The organism is Rhodobacteraceae bacterium D3-12 (assembly GCA_025916135.1).
Lineage (GTDB): Bacteria > Pseudomonadota > Alphaproteobacteria > Rhodobacterales > Rhodobacteraceae > JAKGBX01.
In genome coordinates this window covers 2,626,429-2,641,352 of record CP104793.1, presented here as the reverse complement: position 1 = coordinate 2,641,352, position 14,924 = coordinate 2,626,429, and the positions used below count along the sequence as shown (strand labels likewise).

The 14,924-nt window shown below is 59.5% G+C and carries 15 protein-coding genes; 10 read left to right on the top strand and 5 right to left on the bottom strand.

The window, feature by feature from the left end; translation table 11 throughout:
* Positions 1 to 86: 86 nt before the first annotated feature.
* From nuoK to N4R57_12950, 7 genes are all read left to right on the top strand, one after another.
* Entirely contained in the window at positions 87 to 392 is a 306-nt protein-coding gene (nuoK, locus tag N4R57_12980) for an NADH-quinone oxidoreductase subunit NuoK (protein ID UYV35959.1), read from the top strand.
* 4 nt (positions 393 to 396) lie between these two features.
* Entirely contained in the window at positions 397 to 2,544 is a 2,148-nt protein-coding gene (nuoL, locus tag N4R57_12975; protein UYV35958.1) for an NADH-quinone oxidoreductase subunit L, read from the top strand.
* The gene (locus N4R57_12970) at positions 2,544 to 4,091 is read left to right on the top strand and encodes an NADH-quinone oxidoreductase subunit M (protein UYV35957.1); all 1,548 of its coding nucleotides are present in this window, start codon (positions 2,544 to 2,546) and stop codon (positions 4,089 to 4,091) included. The genes nuoL and N4R57_12970 overlap by 1 nt, the downstream gene beginning before the upstream one ends.
* Before the next feature lie 13 nt (positions 4,092 to 4,104).
* Positions 4,105 to 5,544 carry an NADH-quinone oxidoreductase subunit NuoN gene (gene nuoN / locus N4R57_12965; protein UYV35956.1) on the top strand — a complete coding sequence of 480 codons (1,440 nt, stop codon included), beginning with the start codon at positions 4,105 to 4,107 and terminating at the stop codon, positions 5,542 to 5,544.
* A gap of 109 nt (positions 5,545 to 5,653) precedes the next feature.
* Positions 5,654 to 6,397, top strand: coding sequence for a biotin--[acetyl-CoA-carboxylase] ligase (locus tag N4R57_12960; protein ID UYV35955.1), 744 nt, complete (start codon positions 5,654 to 5,656; stop codon positions 6,395 to 6,397).
* A 12-nt stretch (positions 6,398 to 6,409) separates the two neighbouring features.
* On the top strand, positions 6,410 to 7,189 hold the full coding sequence (locus tag N4R57_12955) for a type III pantothenate kinase (GenBank protein ID UYV35954.1): 780 nt from the start codon (positions 6,410 to 6,412) through the stop codon (positions 7,187 to 7,189).
* Positions 7,186 to 8,853 (top strand): ribonuclease J, encoded by a 1,668-nt coding sequence (locus N4R57_12950; protein ID UYV35953.1) that lies wholly within the window; start codon positions 7,186 to 7,188, stop codon positions 8,851 to 8,853. The genes N4R57_12955 and N4R57_12950 overlap by 4 nt, the downstream gene beginning before the upstream one ends.
* On the opposite strand, the gene N4R57_12945 is transcribed toward N4R57_12950, so the two are convergent.
* Positions 8,850 to 9,296, bottom strand: coding sequence for a MarR family winged helix-turn-helix transcriptional regulator (locus N4R57_12945; GenBank protein UYV35952.1), 447 nt, complete (start codon positions 9,294 to 9,296; stop codon positions 8,850 to 8,852). The two genes, N4R57_12950 and N4R57_12945, sit on opposite strands and share 4 nt — an antisense overlap.
* Positions 9,297 to 9,362: 66 nt before the next feature.
* Here N4R57_12945 and N4R57_12940 point away from each other — a divergent pair, with 66 nt between their 5' ends.
* A complete protein-coding gene (locus tag N4R57_12940; protein UYV35951.1) occupies positions 9,363 to 9,917 on the top strand; it encodes a hypothetical protein in 555 nt (184 codons plus the stop codon).
* Here N4R57_12940 and N4R57_12935 read toward each other — a convergent pair.
* Positions 9,914 to 10,486, bottom strand: a complete 573-nt coding sequence (locus tag N4R57_12935; protein ID UYV35950.1) for an HD domain-containing protein — start codon at positions 10,484 to 10,486, stop codon at positions 9,914 to 9,916. The genes N4R57_12940 and N4R57_12935 overlap by 4 nt on opposite strands.
* Before the next feature lie 175 nt (positions 10,487 to 10,661).
* Between N4R57_12935 and N4R57_12930 the strand changes: the two genes are divergently transcribed.
* Together N4R57_12930 and N4R57_12925 are read left to right on the top strand one after the other, a co-directional pair.
* Positions 10,662 to 10,787, top strand: a complete 126-nt coding sequence (locus N4R57_12930; GenBank protein UYV35949.1) for a hypothetical protein — start codon at positions 10,662 to 10,664, stop codon at positions 10,785 to 10,787.
* On the top strand, positions 10,772 to 11,437 hold the full coding sequence (locus tag N4R57_12925) for a hypothetical protein (GenBank protein UYV35948.1): 666 nt from the start codon (positions 10,772 to 10,774) through the stop codon (positions 11,435 to 11,437). Before N4R57_12930 ends, N4R57_12925 begins: the two co-directional genes overlap by 16 nt.
* 16 nt (positions 11,438 to 11,453) lie before the next feature.
* Here the strand turns inward: N4R57_12925 and N4R57_12920 are convergent, their stop codons facing one another.
* The 3 genes from N4R57_12920 to N4R57_12910 form a co-directional block, all read right to left on the bottom strand.
* Positions 11,454 to 13,010, bottom strand: a complete 1,557-nt coding sequence (locus N4R57_12920) for a DEAD/DEAH box helicase (GenBank protein UYV35947.1) — start codon at positions 13,008 to 13,010, stop codon at positions 11,454 to 11,456.
* A 176-nt stretch (positions 13,011 to 13,186) separates the two neighbouring features.
* Positions 13,187 to 14,143 carry a glycosyltransferase family 2 protein gene (locus tag N4R57_12915; protein ID UYV35946.1) on the bottom strand — a complete coding sequence of 319 codons (957 nt, stop codon included), beginning with the start codon at positions 14,141 to 14,143 and terminating at the stop codon, positions 13,187 to 13,189.
* The gene (locus N4R57_12910) at positions 14,143 to 14,904 is read right to left on the bottom strand and encodes a hypothetical protein (GenBank protein ID UYV35945.1); all 762 of its coding nucleotides are present in this window, start codon (positions 14,902 to 14,904) and stop codon (positions 14,143 to 14,145) included. Before N4R57_12910 ends, N4R57_12915 begins: the two co-directional genes overlap by 1 nt.
* Between the last annotated feature and the right edge of the window lie 20 nt (positions 14,905 to 14,924).

The following is a 14,924-nucleotide window of genomic DNA, read 5'->3' as shown; positions in this document are numbered from 1 at the left end:
GATGAGAATGAGGTTCCGGGTAAAGCCCGGAACACGACAGAGACAGACGACGGGGCAATGCGCCCTAATGAGAACCGAGGGACGACATGATCGGACTTGAACATTATCTTGCGGTGGCAGCGGTGCTGTTTGTCATCGGCATTTTCGGGCTTTTCCTGAACCGGAAGAACGTGATCATCCTGTTGATGAGCATCGAATTGATGCTGCTTGCGGTAAACATCAACCTTGTCGCTTTTTCGAGTTTCTCAGGCGATCTGGTGGGGCAGGTGTTCACGCTGTTCGTGCTAACGGTTGCCGCTGCTGAGGCCGCGATTGGCCTTGCGATCCTTGTCGTCTTTTTCCGTAACCGTGGCACGATCTACGTTGAAGACGTCAACGTGATGAAAGGCTGAACCGATGGAAACGATTATCCTTTTCGCACCATTGGTTGCGTCGATCATTGCCGGTTTCGGCTGGCGGATGATGGGGGAAGTGGCGGCGCAGTGGTTGACCACCGGCGTGCTGTTCCTTGCCTGCTTGCTGAGCTGGATCGTGTTTTTGGGCCATGATGGCACCACGCAGCATATCGAAGTGTTGCGTTGGATCCAGTCGGGGAGTCTGGACACCAGTTGGGGGATCCGGCTGGACCGTTTGACGGCGATCATGTTGATCGTTGTGACATCGGTATCGGCGCTGGTTCACCTCTATTCCATGGGCTACATGGCGCATGACGAGAACTGGAGCGATAGCGAGCCTTACAAGGCGCGTTTCTTTGCGTATCTCAGCTTTTTCACCTTTGCGATGCTGATGCTGGTCACCGCAGACAACCTTGTCCAGATGTTCTTTGGCTGGGAAGGGGTTGGCGTGGCGTCCTATCTTTTGATCGGGTTCTATTACAAGAAGCCGAGCGCCAATGCCGCCGCGATCAAGGCGTTTGTGGTCAACCGGGTGGGCGATTTCGGTTTCGCTCTGGGCATCTTCGGGCTGTTCTATCTGACGGACAGCATCAAGATGGACGACATTTTCGCAGCCGCACCCGGATTGGCCGAGACGCAGATCGCGTTCCTGTGGACCGAGTGGAATGCCGCGAACCTGTTGGCGTTCTTGTTGTTCATCGGGGCGATGGGGAAATCGGCGCAGCTGTTCCTGCACACGTGGTTGCCGGACGCGATGGAAGGCCCGACGCCTGTGTCGGCTCTGATCCACGCGGCGACCATGGTGACGGCGGGGGTTTTCCTTGTCTGCCGGATGTCGCCGTTGTTTGAATATGCGCCGGAAGCCAAGATGTTCATCGTTTACATCGGCGGGATGACGGCGTTTTTCGCCGCGACCGTGGGGTTGGTTCAGAACGACATCAAGCGCGTGATCGCCTATTCGACCTGTTCGCAGCTGGGCTATATGTTCGTGGCCGCGGGTGTGGGCGTTTACAGCGTGGCAATGTTCCACCTGTTTACCCATGCGTTCTTCAAGGCGATGCTGTTCCTTGGGGCGGGTTCGGTGATCCATGCGATGCACCACGAGCAGGACATGCGCAACTATGGCAACCTGCGCAAAAAGATCCCCTATACCTTTTGGGCGATGATGATTGGCACGTTGGCGATCACCGGGGTTGGTATTCCGTTGACGCATTTCGGGTTTGCCGGGTTCCTATCGAAAGACGCGGTGATCGAAAGCGCATGGGCGGGCACGCAGGGCGGCTTTGCTTTCTGGGCGCTGGTTGTGGCGGCTTTGTTCACCAGTTTCTATAGCTGGCGGCTTATGTTCATGACGTTTTATGGCAAGGCGCGGGGCGACAAACATACCCACGATCACGCCCATGAAAGTCCGAAGGTTATGCTGGTGCCGCTTGGGGTTCTGGCGCTTGGCGCGGTGTTCTCTGGGATGCTGTGGTATGGCTCGTTCTTTGGTGATCATGACCAGGTGAACAAATTCTTTGGCATTCCGGCGCATCACGCGGAAGCCGGTGCTGGACATGGTGAAGCGGCTGGCCACGGCGACGCTGGCGCGGGGGACGGGCATGGTGCTGCTGCTCCGGCTGCGGAGGGTCATGGAGATGCAAAACCTGTGCAGACGGCGGATGCCGGACATGCGCCGGTTGCTGGCGGTGTGGCACCGGAAGGGGCGATCTTTATGGCGCCTGACAACCACGTCATGGACGAGGCGCACCACGCGCCGACATGGGTCAAGGTCAGCCCGTTCATTGCGATGTTGATTGGGTTCGCCACGGCCTTTTGGTTTTATATCGTCAATCCGGCGATCCCGGCGAAGCTGGCGGAAAGCCAGCGTCCGCTTTACCTCTTCCTGCTCAACAAGTGGTATTTCGACGAGATTTACGACTTTATCTTTATCCGCCCGGCAAAGGCGATTGGCCGTTTCTTTTGGAAGCGTGGCGATGGCAATGTGATTGACGGGACGATCAACGGGGTGGCCATGGGCGTCGTGCCGTGGTTTACGCGGCTCGCGGGCCGGGCGCAGTCTGGCTATATCTTTACCTATGCCTTCGCCATGGTGATCGGGGTTGTTGTCCTGATCACGTGGATGGTTCTTTCCGGGGGAGCCCACTGATGGACAATCTTCTTTCCATTGTCACCTTTATCCCGGCGCTTGCCGCGCTGATCTTGGGTGTGTTCTTGCGCGGCGAGGACGAGGCCGCGCAGAGCAATGCCAAGTGGGTGGCGTTGTTGGCGACGGGGCTGACCTTTCTCGTGTCGCTGTTCATTCTGGCGCAGTTCGATCCGGCCGATACCGGCTTTCAGATGGTCGAAGAGCGCGACTGGCTGTTGGGCATGAAATACAAAATGGGCGTTGATGGGATCAGCGTTCTGTTTGTGATGTTGACCACATTCATGATGCCGCTGACCATTTGGGCCAGCTGGGGCGTGAAAAGCCGCGTGAAGGAATACATGATTGCCTTCCTCGTGCTGGAAACGCTGATGCTTGGCGTGTTCATGGCGCTTGATCTGGTGCTGTTCTACCTGTTCTTTGAGGCCGGACTTATCCCGATGTTCCTGATTATCGGGATCTGGGGCGGCAAAGAGCGGATCTACGCGAGCTTCAAGTTCTTCCTCTATACCTTCCTCGGATCGGTGCTGATGCTGGTGGCGATGGTGGGCATGTTCGCGGACGCGGGCACGACAGATATGGTGCAGCTTTTGACGCATCAGTTTGGCTCGGAGAGCTTTAACCTGTTTGGCTTCCAAATCGTGGGCGGGATGCAGACGCTTTTGTGGCTGGCGTTCTTTGCCTCCTTCGCGGTGAAGATGCCGATGTGGCCCGTGCATACTTGGCTGCCGGATGCGCACGTTCAGGCGCCGACCGCAGGGTCGGTTGTGCTGGCGGCGATCCTGCTCAAAATGGGCGGCTATGGCTTCCTGCGCTTTAGTCTGCCGATGTTTCCGGTGGCCTCTGATCTTCTGGCACCGCTGGTGTTCTGGATGAGCGCGATTGCGATTGTTTACACGTCGCTTGTGGCGCTGGTGCAGGAGGATATGAAAAAGCTGATCGCTTACTCCTCGGTTGCGCATATGGGCTATGTCACCATGGGGATTTTCGCGGCCAACCAGCAGGGCATCGACGGGGCGATCTTTCAGATGCTGAGCCACGGGTTTATCTCGGGGGCGTTGTTCCTCTGTGTTGGTGTGATCTATGACCGGATGCACACCCGCGAGATTGATGCCTATGGCGGGTTGGTGAACCGGATGCCGGCCTATGCGCTGATCTTCATGTTCTTCACCATGGCGAACGTCGGCTTGCCCGGCACATCGGGGTTCATTGGTGAATTCCTTGTGTTGATGGGGATTTTCCAGGTCAACACCTGGGCGGCGGCGGTGGCGACATCGGGCGTGATCCTGTCGGCGGCCTATGCGCTGTGGCTCTATCGTCGGGTGGTGTTTGGCGATCTGATCAAAGAGAGCCTGAAAACCATCAAAGACATGAATGGGCGCGAGAAGGCGATCTTTGCGCCGCTTGTCGCCATGACGTTGCTGTTGGGGGTCTATCCCGCGCTTGTGACAGACATCATCAGCCCCTCGGTCGAGGCGTTGATTGGCAATTATGAAACCGCGCTGGCGGATGCAGGTGCATCCTCCAAAGTCGCCGCGGCCTCGCACTGACGGAGTTTGAGAGATGATCCAGGCTGATCTGAACATTATCCTGCCCGAGATTGTTCTTTCGCTTTATGCGATGGGCGCTCTTTTGCTGGCGGTCTATACTGGCAAGGACAAGCTTGCCGCGCCGCTGATCTGGGCGACGGCGGCGTTGATGGCGGTGCTTGGTATCTGGATCGGGATGACCGGAACGGGGACCAGAACGGCCTTTGGCGGCATGTTCAATGACGACGGTTTTGCCCGGTTTGCCAAGGTCACGATTTTGCTGAGCGCGGCGGCGGTTTTGGTCATGGGACAAGACTTCATGGCCAAGCGTGGCATGATGAAGTTTGAGTATCCGGTCCTTGTGGCTTTGGCCTCGGTCGGGATGATGATGATGGTGTCGGCGGGCGACCTCATGGCGCTTTATATGGGGCTCGAGTTGCAATCGCTGGCGCTCTATGTGGTGGCGGCGATGCGGCGCGACAGTGTGCGCTCGACCGAGGCCGGGCTGAAGTACTTTGTGCTGGGCGCGCTGTCTTCGGGCTTGCTGCTTTATGGCGCGTCGTTGACCTATGGCTATGCCGGGACCACGCTGTTTAGCGGGATCATCGAAGCGGCGGGTGAGGGGCATGCACCGATTGGATTGCTGCTGGGGCTGATCTTTGTGATGACCGGGCTGGCGTTCAAAGTGAGCGCAGTGCCGTTTCACATGTGGACGCCGGATGTTTACGAAGGCTCGCCCACGCCGGTGACTGCGTTTTTTGCCACAGCGCCGAAGATGGCGGCGATGGCGTTGTTTGCGCGCGTGTTGCACGACGCCTTTGGCGGCGTGAGCGGCGATTGGAGCCAGGTTCTGGCGCTGTTGGCGGTGCTGAGCATGTTCGTCGGCGCGGTGGCGGCGATCGGGCAGACCAACATCAAACGGCTGATGGCCTATTCGTCGATCTCGCATATGGGGTTTGCCCTGATGGGGCTGGCTGCGGGGACGGCGTTGGGCGTTCAGGCGATGCTGATCTATATGGCGATTTACGTGACCATGAACGTGGGCACCTTTGCCTTTATCATGTCGATGGAGCGTGATGGTCAGCCGGTGACGGAGATCGCTGCGCTCAACCAATATGCCAAGCGCGAGCCGGGCCGGGCCTTGGCGATGCTGATCCTGCTCTTCTCGCTGGCGGGTGTGCCGCCGTTGGTGGGCTTTTTCGGCAAGTTCTATGTGCTGCGCGCGGCCTATGAGGGCGGTTTGGCGTGGCTGGCTGTGGCCGGGGTGGTCGCCTCGGTGATTGGCGCGTTCTATTACCTGCGCATCGTCTATTACATGTATTTCGGCGAAGAGGGTGACGGGCTCGATAAGGGGCGCGCATCGGTCAGCTGGGTGCTGTTGATGGCGAGCGCGGCGGCGATGCTGGTGGGGGTTGTGAACCTGTTCGGCATCGAGGCTGTGGCGCAGAGCGCGGCGGCGGCGCTGGTTAACTGATCTTGCACAGGTGTAAAGAGGCGAACGCCCGCTTTGATTGGCGGGCGTTTTGCTTTTGGAACCGGTGGAATTTGAGTATTTTGGGCAAGATGAAAGCGCAGGAGCGGGTATGAACGGTTGGCCGGACGGATATGGGCGGCGGGTGTTGGACGAGGTGGACAGCACCATGGCCGTGGCCGCGCGGGTTGTATCGGAGCTTAGCGGGCCGGAGTGGATTTTGGCGCGGCGGCAAGTGGCAGCGCGGGGGCGGCGCGGCCGGGCGTGGCGCGATCCGGGCGGGAATTTCGCAGCGACGTTGGTACTGCGGCGAGATGATCCGCCGGGGCAGTTGGCATTGCGGTCTTTTGTGGCGGCGCTGGCGTTGTTTGATGCCTGCGTTGCGGTGACCGGTCGGGCCGAGAGCTTTGCCTTGAAGTGGCCCAATGATGTGCTGTTGAACGGTGGCAAGCTGGCCGGGATATTGCTTGAAAGTTCGGGGCAAATGGGCGGGCAAACGCATCTTTTTATCGGGATCGGTGTGAACCTGTCGCATGTGCCAGAAACGGTCGACGAGGGCGCGGTGCCGCCGGTCTCGCTTAGGCAGGCGTTGGGGGTTGAGGTCACGCCGGAGCTGTTTCTTGACCAGTTGGCAGCGGCATTTGCCAAGCGTGAGGCGGCGTTTCAGACCTATGGTTTTCAGCCGATCCGCGAGGCGTGGCTGTCGCGGGCGGCGCGGTTGGGCGAAGTGATCACGGCGCGCACCACGAAGGATGAAACGACCGGCACCTTTGAGACGGTGGACGAGGTGGGCAATCTTGTTCTATCCACGCCCAAGGGCCGGGTGGCGATTGCTGCTGCGGATATTTTCTTTTGAAAGGGAGCGGGCATGCTTCTGTGCATTGATTGCGGCAACACGAATACGGTGTTTTCGATTTGGGACGGCGAGACGTTTCTCTGCACCTTGCGGACATCGACGCATCATGCCCGCACGGCGGATGCCTATTTCACCTGGTATTCCACCTTGGTCAAACATTACGGGGTGGAGGTGGATATCACCGAGGTGATCATCTCGTCCACGGTGCCGCGGGTTGTGTTCAACCTTCGGGTTTTTGCCGACCGGTTTTTTGGCGCGCGTCCCTTGGTTGTGGGCAAGCCCGACTGTCTGTTGCCGCATGCGCCGCGGGTGGATGAGGGCACGATCGTGGGGCCGGACAGATTGGTGAACACGGCGGCGGCGTTTGACCGGCATGGCGGTGATATCATCGTGGTGGATTTCGGCACGGCGACAACATTTGATGTGGTGGCAAAGGACGGGGCCTATATCGGTGGGGTGATCTCTCCCGGTGTGAACCTGAGCCTTGAGGCGTTGCATATGGCCGCCGCTGCGCTGCCGCATGTAGATATTGCCAAGCCGCAGTCGGTGATTGGCACGAACACGGTGGCGTGTATTCAATCCGGCGTGTTTTGGGGGTATGTCGGCCTTGTCAAAGAGGTATGCGGACGTATCAAAGCCGAGCGCGACCGCGACATGCAAGTGATAGCAACAGGCGGGCTGGCGCCATTGTTCCAGCAATCCGAGGATCTGTTCGATGCGTTCGAAGATGATCTGACCATGCACGGGCTGACCGTGATCCACAATTATAACAAAGAGCAGGGCAATATATGAGCCGCGACCGATTGATTTATCTTCCCCTTGGCGGTGCCGGGGAAATTGGCATGAACGCCTATGTCTATGGCTATGGGCCAGAGGGGAAGGAGCGGTTCATCCTTATCGATCTGGGGGTCACCTTCCCGGATATGGACAGCACGCCGGGGGTTGATCTGATCCTGCCGGACATGAGTTGGCTGATTGAGCGTAAGGATCGGCTTGAGGCGATTTTCATCACCCACGCACATGAGGATCACATCGGGGCGGTGTCGCGCTTTCCCGATCTGCTGGATGTGCCGGTCTATGCCCGCGCCTTTACCGCGCATTTGGCGCGTTTGAAGATGGAAGAGGCGGGGCAGGATCCCAAGAAGATCAAGACCGTTTCGCCATGGCCCGAAACCGTGCAGGCGGGGCCGTTTACGGTTGCATTTGCGCCGGTGTCGCATTCGATCCCGGAGAGTGCGGGGCTGGTTATTGATAGCCCGGACGGGCGGATCGTGCATTCGGGTGACTTCAAGGTCGATCACGAGCCGATCGTGGGCGAACCCTTTGACGAGGCGATGTGGCAGGAGATTGCCAAGCCGGGTGTTCGGGCGTTGGTGTGTGATTCAACCAACGTATTTTCAACCAAAGAGGGGCGCTCGGAATCTGAATTACCCGGCGAAATCGAGGCGCTGTTTTCCAGCGCCAAGGGCATGGTCGTGGCGACGACATTCGCGTCAAACGTGGCGCGGGTGAAAACGCTGGCAGAGGCGGCAGAGCGGGCTGGGCGCTCAATCTGTTTGCTGGGGCGGGCGATGCGCCGGATGATCGAGGCGGCGGTGGAAACCGGCGTTTTGACCGGCTTTCCCAAGGTGATTGCGCCGGAAGATGCCGTTTCGGTGCCACGCGAGAACCTGTGTTTGCTGGTGACCGGCTCGCAAGGGGAGCGGCGCGCGGCGAGCGCGCAACTGGCGCGGGGCAAGTTTAACGGGATCACGATGAAGGAAGGGGATATGTTCCTCTTTTCATCAAAAACCATTCCGGGGAACGAACGTGGCGTGATCCGCATCATGAACCAGTTTTCCGAGATGGGCGTTGATGTGGTCGATGAAAACGCCGGCTTCTATCACGTGTCGGGCCACGCCAACCGGCCGGATTTGGCCAAGATGCACGATCTGGTCGATCCGCAGATGGTGATCCCGATGCATGGCGAACACCGGCACCTGCGCGAGCATGTGAAGCTGGCCAAGTCTAAGCGACGTCAGGGGATTGTCGCGGTGAACGGGATGATGATCGACCTGAGCGGCAATGAACCGACTGTGGCTGAGTATATCGAAACCGGCCGCATGTATCTGGATGGGGCGGTGCAGATTGGGGCGTTGGACGGGATCGTGCGCGACCGGATTCGCATGGCCTTGAACGGGCATGTGGTGGTGACGCTGATCCTTGATGAGCGCGACGAGCCGTTGGGTGATCCGTGGTGCGAGCTTATGGGGATTGCCGAGACCGGGCGAAGCCGGGTGCCGTTGGTTGAGATCCTTGAAGCCGATTTGGGGCAGTTCCTTGGCCGGGCGTCGGAAAAGACGCTGGCTGATGATGCCAAGCTGGAACAAGAGTTGAAGCGAGTCGTGCGCAAGGTGGCGCAAGACGAGATTGGCAAGAAGCCCGAGGTGACGGTGGTAACAAGCCGCCTGACCTAGGGGTTTTTAAGCGTTTCGAGAGTGTTGGTGAGGGTCTGGAGATCGGCGATAAACCGGTCGAGGTGATCTTCGCTCCAACCGTCGAGTAGGCGCGCAAACATCGGCCCAAAGCTTTGTTGCACCTCTGCGATATGGGTGCGACCGGCGTCAGTAATGGCGATCTGGCGGCTTCGCTGATCGCTTGCGTCGGGCGTGGTTTCGGCCCAGCCATTTGCGATAAATTTCTGCACAACCTTGGTGACCGCTGGTTGATTGAGTTCGACCGCGCGCGCCATGTCGGACACCCGTGTCGGGTGCTTGCGACGGGCGAGGTGCAAGAGAACCGTAAACTGTGCATAGGTGAGCCCGTGCGGCTCGATGATCCGTGACATGAGACCGATATAGAGCTGGCTCGTGATGCCCATCTGTTGGCCGAAGCGGGCAGGGAGGGGAAGGTTTTTCATTTTGCCTCTTGAGTAATATTCCGAGGAATGTAATTAAAATTCCGTGGAATGGAAACGGAGAATCACATGTTTGCACGACTTTTTTCGATCAACCCCTATCTTCACGCGGGTGCAACGCTGGCCGCTTTTGGTGCGTTTCAGGTGGTTAAAGGACGGCTTGATGCGAGCTATGCCGCGTCTCGGCATCCGGTGGATTATGCGACAGGGCAGCTTGCGTTTGACGCCGAGAAAATCGAAGGCTTCTACGGCGTGATGCAGGAAGCGGGGACGCTGGAAGTCTACTGGCGCACGCAGATAATTGATTTTGGCTTCATCGCCACGGTGATGGTGTTGGCGCTATTGCTGGGCACGCTGGTTGCACGATTGAGCGGCGCGGGACACTGGGGGCGGCGCGTGGGCGTTTGGGCGGCCGTGACCGGGATGGCGGGCGCGGCGATGGACGCGGTTGAGAACCTTTTGTCTTTCGCCATGCTGGCGCGGCCAGACGCGATTTCCCAAACCTTAGCCATGACCTATTCCAGCGCGGCGGCGGTGAAGTTCGCTTTGCTGACGCTGGCCATGGTGCTGATCGTCGCGGCGTTGATCCTGAGCGCGGTGCACCGGATCAGAGGCCGCGTTTAAGCCATGCTTTCGGCGAGGGTGTGCAGCTCATCCACGCGGCGCGAGAGGCGCTCCGTCAAGGGGCCGGGCGCGCGTTGCGCAAGGGCGCGGGCGAGTTCGCGGTAGTACCAGAGCGTGCCGTCACGCCGGGCGGTGAAACGTTCAAACACCGTGGGGCCAACGCGGCGCAGGTCTTCGACGATGCTGGTCGCGTTGTGCAGTTTGTCACAAGTGGTGACAAGCACGGCGTCGTCGGATTTTTTAGCAATCCCAGCGAGATAGGCGTTCTTACGTTCCTCCCAAGGGGCTTTGTTGTCACCGTCACTGTCGGAACAGGCAGTGACGATAGCGGCGACGCGGGGGCCAAATCGCGATGTAATCTCGGCCAGCGCTGCCGCGCCGCCTTGGTCTTCGACGGCATCGTGGAGAAGGCCGCCAATGGCCTGATCTTCGTCGCCACCATATTCCAGAACAAGGGAGGCAACGGCGATGAGGTGGGAAACATAAGGGACGCCAGAGCCTTTGCGCGTTTGATCGCGGTGAAGCCGCGCGGCATAGCTCAGAGCATCGTCAAAACGATCTGTCAGCATGATTATTCTCACAATTTTTAGGGAAAGATGTGGGTTTTGCGCCCACAGGTCAAAGGTAGCTCAGTGTCAGGAATTGTCAAGGGCGGGGTGGGGTACGACGTGACGCGTGTTGTTTTTGAAAAAGAACGGGCCGCAGATCTGTTCTTGGCTGGGGTAGAGCATGAGGAGAGGGGTCATGGTAGCAAGTGCTGGACAGTTGATAGATCTGAAACGCTATCCGATTGATGACCCTGCTCGGGCGGTGGTTGTGTTGGATCAAGTGCGCAAGAGCTTGCGGTTGGATGGTTGCGCGGCTTTCTGACTGAAGCAGGGATTGCCGCGACGGTGGCCGAGGCAGATATTGTTTTAAATCAAGGGCATCGCAGCTTTTCCAAGACCAATGCCTATTTCACGAGCGAGGATGAGAGCCTGCCGGGTGGCGACCCGCGCAGGCGGGTTTATGACCGCTCGAACGCCTTCATTCCGGCGGATAATTTCAGGCCTGAGGGGCCGTTGAGAACGGTGTTTTACGCGCCGGGATTTGATTGCTTTATCCGCGAACGTCTGGAAGAGCCGGAGGAGGGCAATGGCTTTCCGTGGCATTTTGATACCAACAATTTTACCGTCACGCTGGCTTTGCAGAACGCCGAGAGGGGTGGCGCATTTGAATATGCGCCGAATATTCGCGATTCGGTTGATGAGCATTTCGACGCGGTGCGTGCGGTGCTTGATGGTTCATCCGACCGGGTGCGGCGGTTGGAATTGCGGCCCGGCGATTTGCAGATTTTCCGGGGGCGATATTCATTGCATCGGGTGGCACCGCTTGCCGGGGCGCGGCCGCGCTATGTCGCGATTTTCTCTTACATGGAAGAGGCGGGCATGGTGGGCCGACCGGAGCGGACCAAACAGCTTTATGGTCGGGTGCCCTGCCCATTCATCTGGAACGGGCAGGTTTGCGCTCTGATGCGTTGATCGACTAGGGCGCGGGTTATCCGGCCTGCCGGTCGTCAAAGCTTTTGGCAATGAAGCTGGGCATGTGATCGCCCATGCCGACAGTTTTGTTGCCTTGGTTACCTTGGTTGCCGTGATTACCCTGATTGTTACGATCAGACCGCCCGCCGCGGCGACCGCGAGATTTCTCTTTTGGTTCAGAGGCTTCGGCGGTTTGCTGCGGTGCCTCAGTAGAGGCTTCTGGCGCGGCGGCTGCCGGTTTGGCATCTGCGTCGACCTTGGCGTCTGCGGCGGTTTCAGCTTGCGTTTCGGGTTTGGTCTCGGCCTCGGGCGCGGGCTTGGAACGGCTGCGCGACCGGGTGCGGCTGCGGGGTTTGGGCTCACCTTGGGGTTTGCCTGTCTCCGAGTCCGTGTCGCCAGACGGGGCGGCGGCTGGTGCGTTGCCACCGAGCGGGTTGTCGAGGCGTGGGATCTCTTTTTGGATCAGACGCTCGATGTCTTCGAGGTTTTTCTCATCACGCGGCACGCAGATCATCATCGCTTTGCCATCGCGCCCGGCGCGGCCGGTGCGACCGATGCGGTGAACGTAGTCCTCGGCATGGCCGGGAACGTCGAAGTTGAACACATGGCTGACCGAGGGCACATCAAGCCCGCGCGCAGCCACGTCAGAGGCCACAAGGAAGCGCAGATCGCCGCCCCGGAAACCTTCGAGCGTGCGTGTGCGTTGCGATTGGTCGAGATCGCCGTGGATCGGGGCCGCGTCATAGCCGTATTTTTTCAACGACTTAGCGACGATATCCACATCCGTCTTGCGGTTGCAGAAGATGATCGCGTTGGTGCATTTCTCGCCCTCGCTGTCGATCATCATGCGCAGCACTTTACGCTTTTCCGTCGCCTCGCGGTCGCGCCGCGAGCCTTTGAACATGACCACGCCCTGTTCGATCGTCTCAGAGGCGGTGGCCTGCCGAGCGACTTCGATACGGGCGGGGTTGGACAGGAAGGTGTTGGTGATGCGCTCGATCTCAGGCGCCATGGTGGCGGAGAAAAAGAGGGTCTGGCGGGTGAAGGGCGTGAGGCCGAAAATCCGTTCGATATCAGGGATAAAGCCCATGTCGAGCATGCGGTCGGCTTCGTCGACCACCATCACCTTGACGTCCGAGAGGATCAGCTTGCCCCGTTCGAAATGGTCGAGCAGGCGACCCGGCGTCGCGATCAGGACGTCAACGCCCTTGTCGATCAGCAGGTCTTGTTCCTTGAACGACACGCCGCCGATGAGCAACGCCTTGGAAAGTTTGACGTTCTTGGCGTAGGTGTCGAAATTTTCGGCCACCTGCGCGGCGAGTTCGCGCGTCGGGCAAAGCACGAGGCTGCGTGGCATCCGCGCGCGGGCGCGGCCACGGGCCAGCATCGTGATCATGGGAAGGGTGAAGGAGGCGGTCTTGCCCGTGCCCGTCTGGGCAATGCCGAGCACGTCGCGGCCTTCGAGAGCTGGGGGGATGGCCCCGGCTTGGATTGGGGTGGGTGATTCATAGCCGGTTTCTTCGACGGCTTTAAGAACCTTCGCGTGTAGCTTTAGGTCAGAAAATTTTGTCATGTGTATCCGCAGTTTACGGACACGTCTGGCCCGTAGCGTAAGGGGTGGGTCGGACCCGGATGGTCCTGTGGTTCTCCACAATAAAGACCCGCGCGATGCATAGGCAAAATAGGCGCCGTGGTCAACTTATTGCTGCATCAAGGCGAAATAGCAGGCTTATTGTTGCCAGTTTAGCGTCAATCCAGCGTCAAACCGGGGAAATGTTTCGCGCGCTTGGCGTCAAGATCAAGCGCGTAGCTGCGCAGCAACCCGTGCGCATCAAGCCTTGCGCGCAGATCGGGGGCGGCGCGACACACCTCGTCATAGAACGCATGCAACCCATCGCGGCCATGTTCATCGAGTATGGTGTGAAAGAGTTCATGCATGGTTAATCCGCCGCGCGAGCGGGCGCGGGTGGGGGCGAGTTCGGCGCGGTAGGCACCTTTCTCAAGGCGATAATCGAAGCGCGCGAGCCAGTCCGCAAGGCTGGGCGCGTGAAGGTGGCACAGCTCGGTTTGCGCAAGCTCGTGCTGGCCGGGATTTTGGGTGTCGCCGAGAACGACGTTGTGGATGCGCGGGCTGAGGCCGTCGATGCCGGTGCGAAAGATCATCTTGCCCGCAACATGGCTGAGGAAGCCGCCATTGAGATGCGGCCCGAAGGTTGGGTAGATCGCGCCGGTTTCGGCATTGCGCTTGTCCCGCTTCAAAGCGGTGGCCTTGAAGTGGGTGATATGCGCGGGAATGTCGGGCACCCCTTCGGGTGAGAGCGCCTCGATTGGGCGGATCCGGGCGCAGAGACAGTCCTGAGGTAGGGCTTCAAGCTGTGCGGCCAAGGGCTTGGCAGGCCAGAGAAATTCGTCAACGTCGATATGGGCGAGCCAGTCGAGGCCGCCCGATTTGCGTTTGAGCGCGTGGCGGGCGTTGGCGGATTGGCGGGGCTGGTGCTTGTCGGGACGATTTGCGTTGCGCCAGTTGGCGGCGTCGGCCTTGATCAGCTTGAGTTTGGGGTGATCGGCAAGGGCCTTGATGGCGGCGGGGTTGTCATCGTCGAGATAGATGATCACGCGATGCGCGCCGATGTCGAGGTGGTGCGCGGCGAAATTCGCGATGTCGCGCAGGGGCGCTTTGATGGTGGACACAACGCCCCAATGCATCACTCGACCCCTTTGCGGCGGGCGTAGTCGTCGCGCATTGCGGCGAGGCGGCGAAAGACGTTGCGGTCATCGGCGTTGAGCGCATCAAGCAGGTGACAGGCGAGCGGGCCGATGACCGGCTCGGCGCGGGCCATGTCCCAGATTGGGGCGAGTAGGAAGCTGTCGAGACCGCCGTTGCGCAGGGAGAACGGCTCCATCTCTAACGGCAGGGGGCCGCGGGCCTTGTTGTTTTGTTTGAAGGGCTTGTGCGCCGGGGTGCCGGAGAAAAGCCGCTCGAATTCATAGAGTTTCATCAGGCCGAAGAGCATGCGCAGCGCTTGGCCCAACTGGCGTTGCCGGTCGGTTTGACCGTGGTCGGCGAAGGTCATCACCGAGGAGACCAGCCAGCGTTTGTCGAGGGCCGCGATCAGGTGGTCGGAGTGTTCGGCCCAAAGGCGTTGGAACAGCGCGGCGGCGTGGGGTGGTTGGGCGGAGCGGCGCAGGTTGGCGATGAGCAGGCCGTTGAGATAGGCGAGTTGCGAGTTGCCGATGAACTCCTTGGCGACGCGGCGGTGTTTTTCGGAGTATGTGCCCTCGGCGCGGGCCTCGTCAGGGTGCTTGCGAGTGAAATTTTTCGTGACCTGAATGCGGGTTAGGGGGGCGAGGTCAATGTCGGGCGGCGGCAGGGCCTGACCATAGAAAAGAAACGGCTCGCGCCGGGAATTCCAACGCGCGATCAGTTCTTCGGCGCCGCCGGGATAGGTCAGAGACTGTTCACTCATGTCACTCATTGGGGGAGTTT

Bases quoted from the DNA above. Each gene is read 5' to 3' on its own strand.
- N4R57_12920 (UYV35947.1), bottom strand. From the start codon at position 13,010: ATGACAAAATTTTCTGACCTAAAGCTACACGCGAAGGTTCTTAAAGCC.
- N4R57_12960 (UYV35955.1), top strand. From the start codon at position 5,654: ATGAACGGTTGGCCGGACGGATATGGGCGGCGGGTGTTGGACGAGGTG.
- nuoK (UYV35959.1), top strand. From the start codon at position 87: ATGATCGGACTTGAACATTATCTTGCGGTGGCAGCGGTGCTGTTTGTC.
- N4R57_12945 (UYV35952.1), bottom strand. From the start codon at position 9,296: ATGAAAAACCTTCCCCTCCCTGCCCGCTTCGGCCAACAGATGGGCATC.
- N4R57_12955 (UYV35954.1), top strand. From the start codon at position 6,410: ATGCTTCTGTGCATTGATTGCGGCAACACGAATACGGTGTTTTCGATT.
- nuoN (UYV35956.1), top strand. From the start codon at position 4,105: ATGATCCAGGCTGATCTGAACATTATCCTGCCCGAGATTGTTCTTTCG.
- N4R57_12970 (UYV35957.1), top strand. From the start codon at position 2,544: ATGGACAATCTTCTTTCCATTGTCACCTTTATCCCGGCGCTTGCCGCG.
- N4R57_12930 (UYV35949.1), top strand. From the start codon at position 10,662: ATGGTAGCAAGTGCTGGACAGTTGATAGATCTGAAACGCTATCCGATT.
- N4R57_12950 (UYV35953.1), top strand. From the start codon at position 7,186: ATGAGCCGCGACCGATTGATTTATCTTCCCCTTGGCGGTGCCGGGGAA.
- N4R57_12935 (UYV35950.1), bottom strand. From the start codon at position 10,486: ATGCTGACAGATCGTTTTGACGATGCTCTGAGCTATGCCGCGCGGCTT.
- N4R57_12910 (UYV35945.1), bottom strand. From the start codon at position 14,904: ATGAGTGAACAGTCTCTGACCTATCCCGGCGGCGCCGAAGAACTGATC.
- N4R57_12915 (UYV35946.1), bottom strand. From the start codon at position 14,143: ATGCATTGGGGCGTTGTGTCCACCATCAAAGCGCCCCTGCGCGACATC.
- nuoL (UYV35958.1), top strand. From the start codon at position 397: ATGGAAACGATTATCCTTTTCGCACCATTGGTTGCGTCGATCATTGCC.
- N4R57_12940 (UYV35951.1), top strand. From the start codon at position 9,363: ATGTTTGCACGACTTTTTTCGATCAACCCCTATCTTCACGCGGGTGCA.